Raw genomic sequence first — 16,510 nt, 5'->3', positions numbered from 1 at the left:
TTTTCCCTCGCAGGTCTCCTCTCATCATCAGGAGTTTCGGGCATGGACAGCGCTTCTTCAATCCGCTTGAAAACAGGCGGTCTTTACACACAGGCCGGTAATTTCCTGAGTCACGTCAGCAACGGCGTCGATGCTCGCACCGGCCAGCTCACTCTCCACATCGCCCTGCCGGAACTTCAGGCCAATCATCAGTCCGGCCCTTCCGTGTCGTTCAGGTTGCTGTTCAGTCCACTGTCGTCCCACACAGATTTTGGATTCGGGCGTGGCTGGATGCTGGCAATGTCTGAACTGGACTTGCCCGCCGGGCGTTTGCAGTTGACGACGGGAGAAAGCTTCAGCCTCGATCGTCAAGCGACGACATTCGTCGACCAAGGTCGATTGGTATTCATCGACCAGAAGCTATTGAATTTCCGCGTGATTCAGGAAGGACCGGACGGCCGCCGCTTTCGCGTCGAGTACAAAGATGGCGAAACCCAGTGGCTGGTCGTTCAGGGCGACAGCGGCTTGGCCCTGCCCCAGGAAATACGCTCTGCTGAAGGGCGCCAGGTATTTCTGGACTGGTTGCCCCATGGCAGTGGGCGTTATGTCCTCGCTGAAATTCGCGATGAACAGCGCGCGGTGCTGCGAGTTGTTCGGGACACCATCGACGAGTTCCAGATTCAACTTTTTCCAGACGATGCCGCCAAAAGTGTCTACAGGCTACACCTGAGCGGCGACCAACTCAGCACACTGATCCTGCCGGACAACGACAGCCGCTGGACCTTCAGTTATGACGAGCACGACGGATTGCTGTTTCCCGTCAGACTGACTGGCCCCTTGGGCAGCGAGGATGAGGTGTGGTATGCCACCGGTACCGAGGGCCACCAACTTCCACCCGGCGCGCCTTTATCCTCGCTGCCCCGTGTGACAGCGCATCGGCATGATCCTGGGGCGGGTCAACCTGCGAACTCGCGAACCTATACATGGGTGGGCAGCACCAACTTCCTCGGCAACGGCGCCGACCTGCCAGGAGGCTGGCGGGATGGAGAAGACAATCTCTATCGCACCGAGTCGTATAGCTATACATGCCTGGAGACGTTGCACAGCGATACCGGGCTAGTGCTGTCAGAAACCGAGCGGACCTGGAACCGATTCCATCTGCTGACACGAGAGCGTGTGCAGCGCAACGGCAAGACAGTGACGACAACCACCGACTATGGTGAGGACCCGACGCTGGGCTGGGAGGCTCAGCCAGCCTGGTGTCAGCTACCCACTCAAGTCACCAAGCGCTACGAAGACGCGCAAGATGCGCGCGAAGAGACCTCTCAAACAGCCTACGACAATTACGGTAATACCCTTGAACAGCGCCATGCCGATGGCCGAGTGGAGCAGTGGGTTTATTACCCGTTGGGCGGCACGCAGGATGTTGCCGACACGGAAATGTTTGTCCGCTGGATACAACACCATATCGTGACGCCCGCATCCGTAAACTCTGGCGGAACGGGCGGCGCGCCGATAACGCAAACGCACTACCGATATGAACACCTGCCGCGACGCCAATCGGATGATCACTTGCAGTGGGTCGTCGTGTCGGAAGAGGCGTTTAGCGTCACCGCAGATGGCCTGGTTCTGATCGGTCACACCACCCAGTGTTATGACACCGTCGTCGACAGTCCTTTCTTCGCCCAGGTGACTCAATCACAGACGCAGAATCAAGGATTCATCACCACCACCGATTACCACCGGACTCTGACCGCCACCGCACTGACGACCCACATTAGAGTTACCGGCCATGACGGTAGCTACACATCAACCGAACACGTCACCCGGGACAGTCTTTTGGGGTTGACGCTAAGCAATCGCGAAGAGGGTTTGGAAACCCTTTATGAATATGACGCCCTGGGTCGTGTCATTCGCAGCACGGTAGCACCCGGCACTGAATTCGAAGCCAGCGCCACGTGTCGCTATGTGCTCGCGGGCCGCTATCGTCAACGCGCCGTCATGGCAGAAGAAACCGATCTGGCAGGCCAGCAAAGACGTATCTATCTCGATGGCGCCGGGCGCCGAGTGCGCGAGGAGCGGCGTGACGACCTGATCACCGGCCAGGTCTTTCGGGAAACCTGGCGCGGCGTTTATAACGTCGAAGGACAGTTGTTACAAGAGACCACTCAGGACTGGTTTGCCGGAAGGGAACAGTCGTTGAGTCTCACCACCAGTTATGAGTTCGATGACTGGGGCCAAATGAGCACGATCAGATACCCGGACGGCACGCTCGAGCACACTCAAGCCAACCCCATCACACTGACAAGCGACATTTGGCGAGAAAGCCGGGACGGCCTGGTGACTGCGAAAACCCGGATAGTACGCGGCAGTGCCGGCGAGGTGCTCAGCATGACGTCGCTTGCTCGCAACGATGAAATACTGCGCAGTGAAACCTGGACCCATGACGGGCTTCATCGTCCCTTGTCCCATACGGTCAACGTACCGGGCGAGACCAGTGTGCAGACGCAGACGCACTACGATGTATATGGACGTATTACCCGCCGTCGGTTGGAAGACGGCAGCGAGGTTGAGTGGGCATTCGCCCCGCATAGCGATGCGGATCATCCGGTTAGCGTTACGTTGAAACCCATCGGCCTTACACCCTTGCCGCTAGGCAAGCAGACCTTTGATGGCATCGGTCGTCCAGTCAGCCGCACCATCGGTAGCCGGAAGGAATGTCTCAACTATAACGAGGGTCAGAAGCTGCCCGCCTCTCGAACCAGCAGCAGTGGTCGTTCCATGGCATATGCCTATGAACCGATGCTTGAAAATCAATTGACCCGACTGTCGCCCGGCGATAGTCAGGACAGCACTTTTCAATACGACTTCAAGTCCGGCCAGATAACACAAGCACACAGCCCCTTCGGCACATTGACTTGGCAGTACTCCAATAACGGGCGCTTATTGTCCGAACAGTTGTGCCTGGACGGTCAAGTGCATAGCACGGATTGGACGCACTCATTGGAGGGACGGCACGTGTCGTTTACGGATTCCAACGGCGCAGAACACCAAACGTTCTATGACGTTTACGGCCGTCCGGAGCGCCAGGTGCTGGGAGCTGTTGAACTGCAAATTACCTACGACACATTCGGCCGCGTCAGCCAATACATCACACAAGGCCCTACCCAGTCTCTCAAACAGACCCTCCACTATGATGAGTTTGAGCGGGAAGTTTCACGTACCTGGGTCGGCGATAACCATCGTCAACTGACCCAGACTTTGACGTGGACAGGGCGCGACCAACTGGCGAGCCGCCGTTGGCAGGAAGAAAACCACCTGCTGAGCGAAGAGATATTTCAATATGACGCGCGTGCAAGGCTGGTAGAAGTATCGGTGACTGGCCCTGAGGGCCCCGAAGACCCGCGCACCGGCCAGCCTATCAGCCAGCAAACGTTCACGTTTAACGCCCTGGACGGCTACGAACAAGTCACCACGACCTATACGGACGGCAATTGCGATGTCATGGTGTTTACCTACGACTGCGCCGCCCCCGACCGCCCCATTACCATCACACATACCTACCCTGCCCCCCAGACACTGACGTTGGAGTACGACGCCGATGGGCGTCTGGTACGCGACGGTCTTGGCCGCGAGCTGCAATGGGACGCAGAGGGGCGACTCAGCGCAGTGATCAGCGGCAACGGTCAATACGATTATCAATACGACCCGCTGGGCAGAGTCACGCAAACTACACAGGACGGGGTTAAGACGCTCTGGTTCTATCAGGGTGATCGGCTGATCAGTACACGCGGCTCCCGGTCGGACGACGCATTATCGTTACTACGCGACGACACCTTCGTGTTTGCCCAGAATACGATGGCCCAGGCTGTACGCGAGGTCTTGCTGACAGGTTGCGATGGTCAAGGCACGGTTCAGGTTGAAAGCGATCAGCAGATCCGCCGCGTGCGCTACACCGCCCATGGGGCGGACACGGGCAGCGGAAAAAGCCGGCTAGGCTACGCCGGAGAGCCCCGTGGACTGGTAGAAGGTGGCTATTTGCTGGGCAGCTATCGACCCTACGACCCTCACCTTATGATGTTCTTGGCACCCGACAATGAAAGTCCATTCGGTAGGGGTGGACTCAACCGTTACGCCTATTGCGCCGGTGACCCGCTCAACCGAGTCGACCCGGATGGGCATAGCTTCTGGAAATGGTTCTTGGCTGGCGCAGGGTTATTGATAGGCGTCCTAGCGACGGCCGCCTCATTCGGAACAGCGGCGTCCGCCGTTGTCGGGGTAATGGCGGGTGGGCTGGCGGCACTCACGACAAGTGGCGCATTGGCGGTAACGTCAGTGGCACTGGGAGTGGTAGCGACCACCACCGGTGTCGCTTCGTTTCTACTGGAGGCTTCGGGTAATTCCGAAGCCGCGTCCATACTGGGTGTACTGTCCTTTGCCACAGGAATAGCCTCAGGCGTCACCGCATTGGCGCCTCTCGCCTCGAAAGCCGCAGCGAAACTGGGTCAATTTGTGGGTCGTTGGCAGCAAAACCTGCAGTCAGCAGGAGGGGTACCCAGGTTGGAAGTGCAAGGAGGAGCGCTGAGGGGCGGACCGAATGCTACCTTGAGCGGCATGCCGGAACACGTGCTGGAAAATATTTTCAATCAATTGCCCGGCAGAGCCTTGGCCAACTTGTCTGCTACTTCACGCCAAATGAATCAGGCAGTGCTCACTCACTCTCGCCCTGCACTACACGCCTTACCGGTATTACCAGAACGGGCTCCCAGCTATATCAGTGCGGTGAGGCGAATCTGGGCCGGGAACGAGCCCGGTGTTTTACCATCAAGTCTTCGTCGGCAGGGCATCAATCCTCGAGCTGTCCGCCAGGCAGTTGCGCCTACCCCTGATGAAATCAGAAACGGGTACCTTTCTACGGAACAGATTCGTGACATGCTTTACTTAGATCTTCTTGACAGACGAAATTCGTGGTACTTGATCGAGCGTACCGCACGCCAGCAATCAGGAGGGCGACGTTACAGCCTATGACGAATGGTAAGGCTAGGCTGTAACATCTTGCCTGCTTGTGCAAGGAGCGCCCGGAAACGGGCGCCAAGGTAAATTTCAATAATTTGGCTGTACCGATTATCTCGATACCGGCATCGCAAACTCCGCGCCCTGCTCGATGCTCTCCGACCAGCGCTGCATGATCGACTTCTGCTTGGTGTAAAAACGTACACCCTCGGTGCCGTAGGCATGCATGTCGCCGAACAGGCTCTTCTTCCAGCCACCAAATCCGTGCCAGGCCATAGGCACCGGGATCGGCACGTTGATACCGACCATGCCCACTTCGATGCGCCGCGCAAACTCACGAGCAATGTTGCCATCGCGGGTGAAGCAGCTGACGCCGTTGCCGAACTCGTGATCGTTGACCAGCTTCACTGCCTCGGCAAAATCGTTGACCCGTACACAGGCCAGCACCGGACCGAAGATCTCTTCGCGGTAGATGCTCATGTCCTGGGTCACGTGGTCGAACAAGGTCGCGCCGAGCCAGAAGCCGTTTTCCAGGCCGGGCTCGGTGGGCACGTAGTCACGGCCATCGAGCAGCAACTGCGCGCCGGCTTGTACACCCTGCTCAATGTAGCCACTGATGCGTTCCAGCGCGGCCCGCGACACGATCGGGCCCATCTCGGCTTTGAGATCGCGACCATCGGTGATGCGCAGCAGCTTGGCGCGTTCGGTCAAGGCGGCGATGACTTTGTCACCCACGTCGCCTACCAGCACCGCCACCGAGATCGCCATGCAGCGCTCGCCGGCACTGCCGTAGGCGGCGCCCATCAGCGCGTCCACGGTGCGTTCGATATCGGCGTCGGGCATCACCACCATATGGTTTTTCGCCCCGCCCAGGCCTTGCACGCGCTTGCCGTTGCGGGCGCCGCTCTCGTAGATGTACTGGGCAATCGGCGTGGAGCCGACGAAGCTCACGGCCTTGACGTCCGGGTGTTCGATCAGCGCGTCCACCGACTCTTTATCACCCTGCACCACGTTGAACACACCTTTGGGCAGGCCGGCTTCATGCAGCAACTCGGCCATGAACAGCGACGCGCTTGGGTCAGTCGGGCTGGGCTTGAGAATGAAGGTGTTACCCGCCGCAATGGCGATGGGGTACATCCACATCGGTACCATCACCGGGAAGTTGAACGGCGTCACGCCGGCGACCACGCCCAACGGCTGGCGCATCGTCCAGTTGTCCATGCCACGGGATACCTGGTCGGAGTGTTCGCCCTTGAGCAGGTTGGGAATGCCGCAGGCAAATTCGAGAATGTCGATGCCACGGTCGACTTCGCCCTGGGCATCGGTGAACACCTTGCCGTGCTCGGCGACGATGATGCGCGCCAGGTCGTCCTTGCGTTCGCGCAGCAGATGCAGGTACTCGAACAACACGCGGGCGCGACGGATCGGCGGGGTGTCGGCCCAACCGGCAAACGCGGCCTGGGCGGCGGCGACGGCTTCGGCCACGGTCTGGCGGCTGGCCAGGGCCACACGGGCGGTGACTTCACCGGTGGCCGGGTTGTAGACGTCCTGATAACGGTCATCGCGGCTGACGCGCTGGTCGTTGATGTAGTGCTCGATGGTTGCAGTCATGGCAGTCGATCCAGGTGGGTAGCGTTGGTCCACACGATAGGCTTTCGCTTTGTTCCGAACCAGAGCAGAATCCAGAACTTATTGTCCTTATATGCGAACAATACACCCATGGAAAAGGCTGAGATCGAAGGGCTGTGGACCCACATTCACTGGCTGTCAGTGCTGGAGGAACAAGGCACCTACACCGCCGCCGCCGCGCGCCTGGGGGTGAGCAAGTCAGCGGTGAGCCAGCGCATTTCCGACTTGGAAAAGGCCACGGGCACCCGGCTGGTGACGCGCACCACCCGCAGCGTGCGGCTGACCGATGCAGGGCTGTCACTGACTCGCGAAGTACGCAGCGCCTACGCGCAGATCGCCCGCAGTTTTTCCTCGGTGCGCGACTCGGTCGGGGAAATACGCGGGCTGGTGCGCCTGACCGCCCCCGTGGCGTTCGCCCGGCAACAACTGGTGCCGCACCTGTCTGGCTTTTTGCAGCAGTACCCACAGGTGCGTATTCAACTGGACGTCTCCGATGCCTTGAGCTCATTGGCCGCCGAGGGTTACGACCTGGCGGTGCGCCACGGCTTCCAGGTGCCCGAAACCCACGTGGCATGGAAGCTGTGCGACACCACCTCGGTACTGGTCGCCACCCATGATTACCTGCAACACCACGGTGAACCCCGCGAGCCGGGCGACCTGTCGGCCCACAACTGCCTGTTTTACCCACGCGGCACCGACCAACCCGCCTGGACCTTCGAACGCGGCAGCCACCCCATCGAGCGCCTCACCGTGCCCATCGCCGGCAGCTTCGCCACCAATAACAGCGAAGCCTTGCGCGACGCCGCACTCAACCACCTGGGCATCGCCCTGCTCCCGGACTTCAGCGCCCAGGCGGCGCTGGCCGCTGGCAAAGTGGTGCAGGTCTTAAAGGACTGGACACTCAAAGGCGCGTTTGCCGATGAGATCTACTTGATACGGCCTTACTCACCCCATGTGCCCAAGTCGGTGAGTGCGTTGGTAGGCTACTTGAAAGAGAAGCTGTCGGGCGGGTTCCAATAGGTGCGAGCGCCTAATCCTGTCAAATACTTGCCTGATCCTCTGAACTTGAGGGCAATCGGATAGATAGCCCTTGCACGTTGGTCTAGAGTTCGACGATGGGCGACCTGTAGTCGCACCACTCCTATAAGAACTCTGCAGTACCAACCGATGATCAGCAGGTGAGCCAGCCATGGAATTACGTATTAACCAAAAGGCCTATCAAGTCGAGGCCGAGGCAGACACGCCGTTGTTGTGGGTGATCCGCGACAACCTGGGCCTGACCGGCACCAAGTACGGCTGTGGCCTGGCCCAGTGCGGCGCCTGTTCGGTGCTAGTGGACGGCAATGTGGTGCGCTCGTGCGTGACGCCGGTAGCCGGGGTGGTCGGTCGCGAGATCACCACCATCGAAGCCATCGAGGCCGATGAGGTAGGCAAACGCGTCGTCTCGGCCTGGGTCGAACATCAAGTAGCTCAATGCGGTTACTGCCAGTCCGGGCAGGTGATGGCGGCCACCGCGCTGCTCAAGCACACCCCCGCGCCGACCAAGACGCAGATCGACGCGGCGATGGTCAACCTCTGCCGTTGCGGCACCTACAACGCGATCCACGCCGCCATGGATGCCTTGGCCGCCGGGAAGGAGACCGCCTGATGAACACCACCGAGATCATTCCCGGCGTTACCCTGGGCGAACCGATCAACCTGTCCCGTCGCCGCTTCCTGGCCAGCACTGCCGTGGGCGCGCTGGTGATCGGTTTCGGCTTGCCGCTGGGCACCTCCCGCGTGCAAGCCGCGACCGGCGCCGCCGCTGAACGCGGCACTCAAGTGCCCGCCTTCCTGGAGATTCGCCCCGACGGCAGCGTGCGCCTGCTCAGCCCCTTCATGGAAGGCGGCCAAGGCACCCACACCGCCATGGCGCAGATCGTCGGTGAAGAGTTGGATGCCGACCCGGCCACGTTCATCGTCGAAGCGGCCCCGCCCGGTGAAGCCTACGTGGTGATGGAAAATGGCATGCGCATCACCGGCGGCAGCATGTCGGTGCGCATGAGCTACCCGACCATGCGGCGCCTCGGCGCCCTCGCCCGCGCGATGCTGATGCAAGCCGGCGCCGAGCAACTGCGCGTACCGCTCAGCGAGCTGACCACCCAACCCGGTCGCGTGGTGCACGCCGCTTCCGGTCGCTCCCTGGGCTACGGCGAATTGGCAGGTGCCGCCCTGGATATGCCGGTGCCCGACCCGGCCAGCATCACCCTGCGCGACCCGAGCCAGTTCCGCTGGATCGGCAAGCCGGTCAAGCGCCTGGATGCCTATGACAAATCCACCGGCAAGGCGCAGTACACCATCGACCTGAAAATCGACGGCATGCTCCATGCCGCCGTCCAGCATGCGCCACGCCTGGGCATGACCGTGGGCAGCCTGCGCAACCAGGCGCAGGTGCAAGCCATGAAAGGCGTGCATTCGGTTCACACCCTGCCCGGCGCCGTAGCTGTGGTAGCTGAACGTTGGTGGCATGCCAAGCGGGCCGTCGAAGCCATCCAGGTGGAGTGGCTTGAAGCCGCCGCCGACTCCACCGTGCGGGCGATGCCAGCGGATTTCTCCAGCGACAAGTACCGCGACTTCCTCGCCGCCCAGCAAGGCCCGGCCCGCGATGACGAAAACGAAGGCGATGTGGCCGGCGCACTGGCCAGCGCCAAGACCCGCGTCGAAGCCACCTACCACAACCAGTACCTCAACCATGCCCAGCTGGAACCGCCTTCAGCCTTGGCACGCTTTAACCCCGACGGCACGCTGGAGGTGTGGCTGCCTAACCAGGCGCCGGATATGTTCCGTGCCGACATTGCCAAGCGCACCGGTCTGAGCATTGAGCAAATCACCCTGCACTCGCCGCTGCTGGGCGGTTTTTTCGGCCGGCATTTCCTGTATGACTCTGCCAACCCTTACCCGCAAGCCATTGCGTTGGCCAAGGCGGTGGGCCGGCCGATCAAGCTGATCTGGAGCCGTGAAGAAGAATTCGTGCGCGATGTATTGCGCCCGGTCGCCGTGGTCAAGTTCCGCGCTGCGCTGGATGACAAAGGCCTGCCTGTGGCCATCGAAGCGGTCAGCGCCACCGAAGGCCCCACAGAAGCCCTCAGTGGCAAACAAGGCGATCAGATCGACCCAACTGCCCTGGAAGGCTTGTCGGGCAAGAGTTATGCGATCCCCAACAAACGCATCGCGCAGATCTACGTCAAAGGCCCGGCCATGCTCGGTTACTGGCGTTCGGTGGGCAACTCGCTCAATGACTTTTTCTACGAGTCGTTCCTGGATGAGCTGGCGGACAAAGGCGGCCACGACCCTTACGAGTTGCGCCTGCACCTGCTGCGCGACAACCCGCGGCTGACTACCTTGTTGCAAGCGGTGGGCGAATTGTCGGGGGGCTGGAAGCGCGGCCCTTATACCGCAGAGGACGGTACACGCCGTGCTCGCGGCGTGGCCATGGCTTCGCCCTTTGGCTCTCACGCGGCGGTAGTCGCCGAAGTGTCGATCGAGAACGGCCAGGTCAAGGTCCACCATATCTGGGAGGCCATCGACCCGGGCAGCATCGTCAACCCGGCCATCATTCAAGCACAGGTCAGCGGCGCGGTAGCCTTGGGGCTGTCGCAAACGTTGCTGGAGGAAGCGGTGTACGTGGACGGTATGCCACGGGCGCGTAACTACGACCTTTATCCGATCCTGCCGCCCTCGCGTATGGCGCAGGTCCACGTGAAGATTGTGGAAAGCGGCGAAAAGATGGGTGGCATCGGTGAACCGCCATTGCCCGCCGTGGCACCGGCGGTGGTCAATGCGGTGGCACAGTTGACTGGCCAGCGCATTCGCAGCTTACCGTTGAGCCGCCACACCTTCAGCTAACCGACAGGGAACACCCATGAATAACCGCCGATTCGCAAGAACCGCAGGGTGGCTGGTGCTGCCCTGCGTGGTCGCCGCCGGCCTGCTGGCCTGGTACGTCACCCGCGAGCCTGCCTCGCCTTTTGAACAGCAACAGGCCACGAGTTTCGACCCCGCCTTGGTCAGCCGCGGTGAATACGTCGCGCGCGTGAGTGACTGCGTGGCCTGCCATAGCCTGGCCGGCAAGCAGCCATTCGCTGGTGGCCTGGAAATGGCCACACCGCTGGGAGCGATCCACGCCACCAACATCACCCCCGACCGCGAGCATGGCATCGGCACCTATAGCCTGGCGGACTTCGACCGCGCCGTACGCCACGGCGTAGCACCGGGTGGGCGACGACTCTACCCGGCCATGCCCTACCCGTCTTATGTGAAGCTCAGCGACGACGACATCCAGGCGCTGTACGCGTTTTTCATGAAAGGCGTGCAACCGGCCAACCAGCCTAATATCCCCAGCGACATCCCCTGGCCGCTCAATCTGCGTTGGCCCATCGCCCTGTGGAACGGTGTGTTTGCACCGACCGCGACCTATGCCGCCAAGCCCGGCCAGGACGCACTGTGGAACCGGGGCGCCTATATCGTCCAAGGCCCCGGCCACTGCGGCAGTTGCCACACACCACGGGGGCTGGCGTTCAACGAAAAGGCCCTGGACGAATCCGGCGCGCCGTTCCTGGCCGGTGCCCTGCTCGACGGCTGGTACGCCCCCAGCTTGCGCCAGGACCACAACACCGGCCTGGGGCGCTGGAGTGAGGAACAGATCGTGCAGTTCCTCAAGACCGGTCGCAACCAGCATGCCGTGGTCTATGGCTCGATGACCGAAGCCTTCAACAACTCCACGCAGTTCATGCAGGACGATGACCTGGCCGCGATCGCTCGCTACCTCAAGTCACTGCCCGGCGACCCCCAGCGTGACGGCAGCCCCTGGCAGTATCAGGCGGCAACAGCACGCCAGGATGCCCCCGGCGCCCACACGTACGCGACCCGCTGCGCCTCCTGCCATGGGCTCGACGGCAAAGGCCAGCCCGACTGGATGCCGCCTCTGGCCGGCGCTACCTCGGCCCTGGCCAAGGAAGATGCGTCCGCGATCAACATCACCCTCAACGGCTCACAACGCGTGGTCACCGCCGGCCTGCCGGACGCCTACCGCATGCCAGCGTTCCGTGAGCAATTGTCCGACTCGGAAATCGCCGACGTGCTGAGCTACGTGCGCGGTACCTGGGGCAACCACGGCGGCGCGGTCGATGCGAAGGCCGTAGGCAAGTTGCGCGGGCATACCGACCCGGCGAGCAGTAGCCCGATCATCCTGCATATGCGTTGATCGGTCGCGATCAACTGTGGGAGCTGGCTTGCCTGCGAATGCATCGACTCGGTTTACCTGATGAACCGAGGTGTTTGCATCGCAGGCAAGCCAGCTCCCACAGTTGGGCGATGAGCATTCAGGTAGATAAGCGTCGGCTGCAAGGCCGCGCTATTTATTTTCGTCCGCCTTGCCTTCCTGCATCTGCACCGACGACTGGGTGCCACTGTTGTTGTCTTTAGTGGCGTTGTCGGCGTTGTCAAAACAGCCGTGCAGCATGAACGCGCTGCACAGGCCCAGGCACATATAAAGCTTCTTCATGAAGGTTCACCTGCTGGCGAGTGAGTGATATCCGCGTGACGACAGCAACATTCGTCCGCCCATGATCTATCTGTCTGGTAGAGAGGCGCGTGCGTTCAAAAAACAGACCCTTGGCTGACGAATGGGGGCCGCGTATCAATCAAACGGGATCACCGAGATCTTGCCGTTGCGCTCAAGAATCGCGAAGCGGATCTGCTTGAGCTCGACAAGCCCTTGGGTGGACCGGGCCGCCTCAAGAATGTCACCCTCGTCCAGCCGCGCATGCTTGAGGCGTTTATGCAGCACCTGGCCTTGCTCGACCAGCACCGTCGGCCCGCCATCGAGCACCCGCGCGAACCAGGCTGAACGCTGCTTGGCCAGCGAGAAGCCAATGTCGATGGCAATGAGGGTGGCGATGACCAGCACGGCGTTGGTCATCGAGAAATCTTCGCCCAGCAACGCCTGTTGGGTGGCTTCGCCGATGACCATCAACAGCACCAGGTCAAAGGTGGTGAGCTCGGCCAGCGTGCGCCTGCCGGCAACTTTGAACAGCACCAGCAGCACCAGGTAAATCGCCACAGCCCGCAGTACAGAGTCCATGGTTGCCCCTCGGAACATTGAATGGGAAACGACCGATTCATACGGATTAGGTGACCACCGCGCCGCGGTGGTTCACTCTTTCCACGCGGCCCGGGCACCATCTAAAAAGATGATGGTTTCAGCGCAACTGAATCGTTGAAATGATCGAAATTTCGGCGGCAACCCAGTTGATACCGGGGCGTTGGCAGCGGGTCACAGCTCTATATCGATCACGCTGAAGAAGGAACCCCTGTCATGCACGACTCACAACGCGCCTGGGAACTGGCCATGGTGCTGATTGCCAACGGCCGGATCCCCTTCGACCCCGCTAACCCGAGCGGTTCGGTGAAAATCCTGAACAAGCATTTGCAAGCGCTGGAAGCAGCGCTGCATGAACAGGCAAACACCGGCACGCCGCTCACAGAGATCAGCACCCGTGAGCGCCTGGGCAAGAACAGCAGCCGCAGGCCCTCATTGGTGTGTGCCGACTAGGTGTCAGACTTAGGTTCGGCTACAGCCGATCCGGCTCGGCAACTGGCCCTGCCTGGCCTTCAGCGTGGCTTGCATCGCTTGCGGCAAGGTGCTCCAGAACGTCAGCCCCGAGCGCTCTTCGATATGATCCACGGTGACCTGATAATCGCAGAAGTTTGCGCCCTTGGGGGTTTCCTGGTTCATCACGAATGAGGCGTACAGGCCCGTTTCCGGCGAACTGCCGACCACGATGATTTTCCAATAGCCGCTGGGAATGGTGTGCACTTTGTTCGTGCCCGGCAACGAGCCAACAAAATGCTCATACAGCGGCCCGGTAGCCACATACACCTGATCGACGCCTGGCTCCTTACTCAGGTTGCGCTCCTGGTCTTCCAGGCGCGCCCACGGCCCCTGGTTGAGTTCGGCTTTTTGCGGGGTGATGTTCGACAGGTAGTTGAGCGTTTGCCAATCGGCCGTCCCCGCCATTGACGCGAGGTTGGCCTGATGCCCCCGGTCGATTTTGAGCGCGACGTTGGCGCCGTTGTAATCCACCGGGTCCAGGGTTTCCCCGGCTGGAATATCCGGGTCGGTACGCCAGTCACGGGAACGCCCGCTGGCCGCGGTGGCCTTGGTGATCTTGTAGGACACCCAATTGGCAAACTTGGTCGAACCGTTGTTGTTCAACGTGTAGGCCTGGCGGTTCAACGTCACTGGACTGCCGCCGGTGGGGCAGCCAACCGCGCAGTTATCGAACTGCAAGGGTGGCGCAGGGAGGACGGCGGATTGGCGTGTGGGCGTGGTACAGGCGGCCATCAACGGGATCAACGAAAACGCCAGGTACTTGAACGATGTGCTTCCTTGCATGGTGTTACTCCTTGGGATGTATCTGTTAAAAGACTGAATGGCCTCGGCCGATGCGCTTCCTGCGCAAGTCGAGATAACCATTGGAACACATAAACATTTCTAAACAACGACCGCAACCAGGCCAACAAACGTAACCCCTTCGCACCCTGTAACTGTGCTATAGCGGGCGATAGCATCGCCTCATCAATGCACAAGGGACTGTCATCAAGCACGTGGGGGCAAATGTTCAAACAGAGGATGCTCCACGACCATGGCTGAATACCTTCTGCCTCCCGCTGCCCCACACTGGCTGATCCGCCAAGCCACCCCCGACGATGTGCATGCCCTGGTCGCACTGGATGCCTACGCAACCGAGCATGCCAGCCGTCGCGTGTTTATCTATGACGCCGTGATTCGCCAGCAATGCCTGGTAGCCGCCGACGCTGACGTGTGCGCCGGCTACCTGGTGCTCACCCACGATTTTTTCAACCATGGGTTTATTGCGCTGGTGGTGGTTTCACCGTTGTACCAGCGCCAGGGCGTCGCCCTTCGTCTGCTGGCAGCGGCCGAAGCGGCCTGCAAGACGCCCAAGCTGTTCACGTCGACCAATGCCTCCAACGGCGCGTCCCAGGCCCTGCTGATGAAAGCTGGGTTTATCCCCAGTGGCCAGATCGAGAATCTGGACGACGATGACCCTGAACACATTTACGTCAAATTCGTCCATTGATCCCGCTCAGGCCCAGGCAATCACCCGCGCGGCCAGGTAAAGACCCACGCCAAACACCCCATGGTTGATCACACTGCGCAGGCGATTCTTGCCTGGCGCGGCCGTCTTGGAGGATGCAAACCCGGCCCCCATCGCAGGCTGTATCAGCAACAGCGGGACGGCCACTGTCACCACACCGAGTATCAGTGCCGGCAAAATGGTGGGGGCCTGAAGCCAGGCAATCCCTTCAACCCACACTAGCGTGATCGCAAAAACAACGCCGGTGACGTAATGCGCGACCCAGCCCAGGGCCACTTCACCTCGAACGGATGACGCCCGCCCTATGCTGGCGTGAACAAACCGCCCTTGGCATGCATGGCCGACCCAACGCCCCACAAACGCGAAATTCAGCGTTGGAACCCCAAGAACCTTCATCAACAACATCCACATATCCATCACGGCGGTAGCTCCCACCCCCAACAGCACAACCTGTGCGACCACTTCCAGCGCTGCCATATCTACCTCTTATTCATGGACCCATTGAACGTGCGCAGGCATCATAGAAGTTGAAGTCAACTTCAAGTCAATGGGTTGCCAATGGATATCGCAGAGGTCGTCAAGCGCACGGGAGTCCCTGCCCATACCTTGCGTTTTTATGAGAAGAAAGGCCTGATCACCTCGATCAGCCCACCCGGTATTCGCCGCCAGTTTCCAGCGGCGGTGATTGAGCAGTTAGCGCTGATTGCACTTGGGCAGGCGGGTGGACTTTCGCTGGATGAAATACAGGCCATGCTATCGCCAAACGGCCAGGCCGATGTGGACAGAGCGGTGCTGCTGGCCAAGGCCGACGAGATTGATGCGACGGTCAGGCAACTGCGCGCCATGAGTCGTGGCTTGCGGCACGCGGCAGCCTGCCCTGCGCCTGATCACACGCAATGCCCGAACTTTCGTCGGCTGCTTAAAATCGCTGCCTCGGGGGTTTTTAAACGCGACACCGCCCGCCGACGCGCCGGTGTTCGCCCTGCTCATTCAAACGTTGAGGCCGTATGATTCGCGACTTTCGAAACGCTGATGTGGAACCTGTGCTGGACATCTGGTTGCAGGCGTCACTCCTGGCTCACCACTTCATCGCCCCCGCGTTCTGGCATGGCCAATTAAGCGCCATGCGTGAAATCTACCTGCCAAGCGCCGTGACACGCGTGTTTGAGGTTGATGGACAAGTGCGGGGGTTCAGTTGCGTGTATGAAAACACCTTGGCAGCGCTATTTGTCTCACCGGCTCATCAGGGCCGCGGAGTAGGCACGCAGTTGCTGGAAGATGCCATGGGGTCTAGAGCCGCTCTTCAACTGAGCGTGTATTCGCAGAATGTTGCCAGCATTCATTTCTACCAGAAGCACGGATTTATCGTCCTCAGCGAACAGCGGGACGAACACACGGGTCACCTTGAAAAGGTCATGCGCTGGGTATCTGATCGTTCACCCAGCCCACGGCCCTGAACCCGATGACCCGGCAAGATCAGCGGACTGGCCGGGGGAGCGCTACGCGGGAACCTTTTCTCGAATGCACAATCTGTGGTTCACCCTTTTGAACCGATCGAGACCCCGAGCATGCTAGTGAAAAAAGCCGTCCTCTGCCTGGCACTGCTGAGTGCCGGCTTCATCGCAGGCTATGCGGCCAAACCCACGCCGCAGCTGCAAGTCACCGCAGGCCAACTGATGGAGTGCGGCGAACTCATGATCCCGACGCTTGGGATGTGAGCCGCGCATACC

Annotated in this window: 15 protein-coding genes; 10 read left to right on the top strand and 5 right to left on the bottom strand. The window is 60.6% G+C overall.

The window, feature by feature from the left end; translation table 11 throughout:
- Nucleotides 1–42: 42 nt before the first annotated feature.
- On the top strand, nt 43–5,007 hold the full coding sequence (locus tag GIV35_RS06160) for an RHS repeat-associated core domain-containing protein (protein ID WP_236264802.1): 4,965 nt from the start codon (nt 43–45) through the stop codon (nt 5,005–5,007).
- A 96-nt stretch (nt 5,008–5,103) separates the two neighbouring features.
- On the opposite strand, the gene GIV35_RS06155 is transcribed toward GIV35_RS06160, so the two are convergent.
- Nucleotides 5,104–6,603: a CoA-acylating methylmalonate-semialdehyde dehydrogenase gene (locus GIV35_RS06155; RefSeq protein ID WP_054895686.1), complete on the bottom strand. Its 1,500-nt coding sequence runs from the start codon at nt 6,601–6,603 to the stop codon at nt 5,104–5,106.
- A gap of 108 nt (nt 6,604–6,711) precedes the next feature.
- On the opposite strand from GIV35_RS06155, the gene GIV35_RS06150 reads away from it, so the two are divergent.
- The 4 genes from GIV35_RS06150 to GIV35_RS06135 all read left to right on the top strand — a co-directional run bounded on the left by GIV35_RS06150 (nt 6,712) and on the right by GIV35_RS06135 (nt 11,863).
- The gene (locus tag GIV35_RS06150) at nt 6,712–7,641 is read left to right on the top strand and encodes a LysR family transcriptional regulator (RefSeq protein ID WP_105226487.1); all 930 of its coding nucleotides are present in this window, start codon (nt 6,712–6,714) and stop codon (nt 7,639–7,641) included.
- 169 nt (nt 7,642–7,810) lie between these two features.
- Nucleotides 7,811–8,269, top strand: a complete 459-nt coding sequence (locus GIV35_RS06145; RefSeq protein WP_213154319.1) for a (2Fe-2S)-binding protein — start codon at nt 7,811–7,813, stop codon at nt 8,267–8,269.
- The gene (locus GIV35_RS06140) at nt 8,269–10,506 is read left to right on the top strand and encodes a xanthine dehydrogenase family protein molybdopterin-binding subunit (protein ID WP_105226485.1); all 2,238 of its coding nucleotides are present in this window, start codon (nt 8,269–8,271) and stop codon (nt 10,504–10,506) included. Before GIV35_RS06145 ends, GIV35_RS06140 begins: the two co-directional genes overlap by 1 nt.
- Before the next feature lie 16 nt (nt 10,507–10,522).
- Complete coding sequence (locus tag GIV35_RS06135; protein WP_200648628.1) at nt 10,523–11,863, top strand: c-type cytochrome; 1,341 nt, start codon at nt 10,523–10,525, stop codon at nt 11,861–11,863.
- Between the two features lie 150 nt (nt 11,864–12,013).
- Here GIV35_RS06135 and GIV35_RS06130 read toward each other — a convergent pair whose 3' ends face one another.
- Together GIV35_RS06130 and GIV35_RS06125 are read right to left on the bottom strand one after the other, a co-directional pair.
- A complete protein-coding gene (locus tag GIV35_RS06130) occupies nt 12,014–12,163 on the bottom strand; it encodes a hypothetical protein (RefSeq protein ID WP_164919367.1) in 150 nt (49 codons plus the stop codon).
- Nucleotides 12,164–12,298: 135 nt separating this feature from the next.
- A complete protein-coding gene (locus GIV35_RS06125; protein WP_034127111.1) occupies nt 12,299–12,742 on the bottom strand; it encodes a DUF421 domain-containing protein in 444 nt (147 codons plus the stop codon).
- Nucleotides 12,743–12,976: 234 nt separating this feature from the next.
- Between GIV35_RS06125 and GIV35_RS06120 the strand changes: the two genes are divergently transcribed.
- Nucleotides 12,977–13,213, top strand: coding sequence for a hypothetical protein (locus GIV35_RS06120; protein WP_236264803.1), 237 nt, complete (start codon nt 12,977–12,979; stop codon nt 13,211–13,213).
- A gap of 9 nt (nt 13,214–13,222) precedes the next feature.
- Here the strand turns inward: GIV35_RS06120 and GIV35_RS06115 are convergent, their stop codons facing one another.
- Nucleotides 13,223–14,056: a DNA/RNA non-specific endonuclease gene (locus tag GIV35_RS06115; protein ID WP_236264804.1), complete on the bottom strand. Its 834-nt coding sequence runs from the start codon at nt 14,054–14,056 to the stop codon at nt 13,223–13,225.
- A gap of 250 nt (nt 14,057–14,306) precedes the next feature.
- On the opposite strand from GIV35_RS06115, the gene GIV35_RS06110 reads away from it, so the two are divergent.
- The gene (locus GIV35_RS06110) at nt 14,307–14,762 is read left to right on the top strand and encodes a GNAT family N-acetyltransferase (RefSeq protein ID WP_213154317.1); all 456 of its coding nucleotides are present in this window, start codon (nt 14,307–14,309) and stop codon (nt 14,760–14,762) included.
- Nucleotides 14,763–14,768: 6 nt separating this feature from the next.
- Here GIV35_RS06110 and GIV35_RS06105 read toward each other — a convergent pair whose 3' ends face one another.
- Nucleotides 14,769–15,257, bottom strand: coding sequence for a DUF2938 domain-containing protein (locus GIV35_RS06105; protein ID WP_105226480.1), 489 nt, complete (start codon nt 15,255–15,257; stop codon nt 14,769–14,771).
- An 81-nt stretch (nt 15,258–15,338) separates the two neighbouring features.
- On the opposite strand from GIV35_RS06105, the gene GIV35_RS06100 reads away from it, so the two are divergent.
- From GIV35_RS06100 to GIV35_RS06090, 3 genes are all read left to right on the top strand, one after another.
- Nucleotides 15,339–15,791, top strand: coding sequence for a helix-turn-helix domain-containing protein (locus GIV35_RS06100; RefSeq protein WP_105226479.1), 453 nt, complete (start codon nt 15,339–15,341; stop codon nt 15,789–15,791).
- A complete protein-coding gene (locus GIV35_RS06095) occupies nt 15,788–16,237 on the top strand; it encodes a GNAT family N-acetyltransferase (protein WP_105226478.1) in 450 nt (149 codons plus the stop codon). The genes GIV35_RS06100 and GIV35_RS06095 overlap by 4 nt, the downstream gene beginning before the upstream one ends.
- 111 nt (nt 16,238–16,348) lie before the next feature.
- Nucleotides 16,349–16,498: a hypothetical protein gene (locus GIV35_RS06090; RefSeq protein WP_019821496.1), complete on the top strand. Its 150-nt coding sequence runs from the start codon at nt 16,349–16,351 to the stop codon at nt 16,496–16,498.
- Nucleotides 16,499–16,510 lie beyond the last annotated feature (12 nt).

Origin of the sequence: Pseudomonas sp. PA-1-6B, from assembly GCF_021609545.1 — a bacterium.
Taxonomy (GTDB): domain Bacteria; phylum Pseudomonadota; class Gammaproteobacteria; order Pseudomonadales; family Pseudomonadaceae; genus Aquipseudomonas; species Aquipseudomonas fluorescens_BV.
Note: the sequence above shows the minus strand (reverse complement) of the source record. Positions and strands in the feature narration are given on the sequence as shown.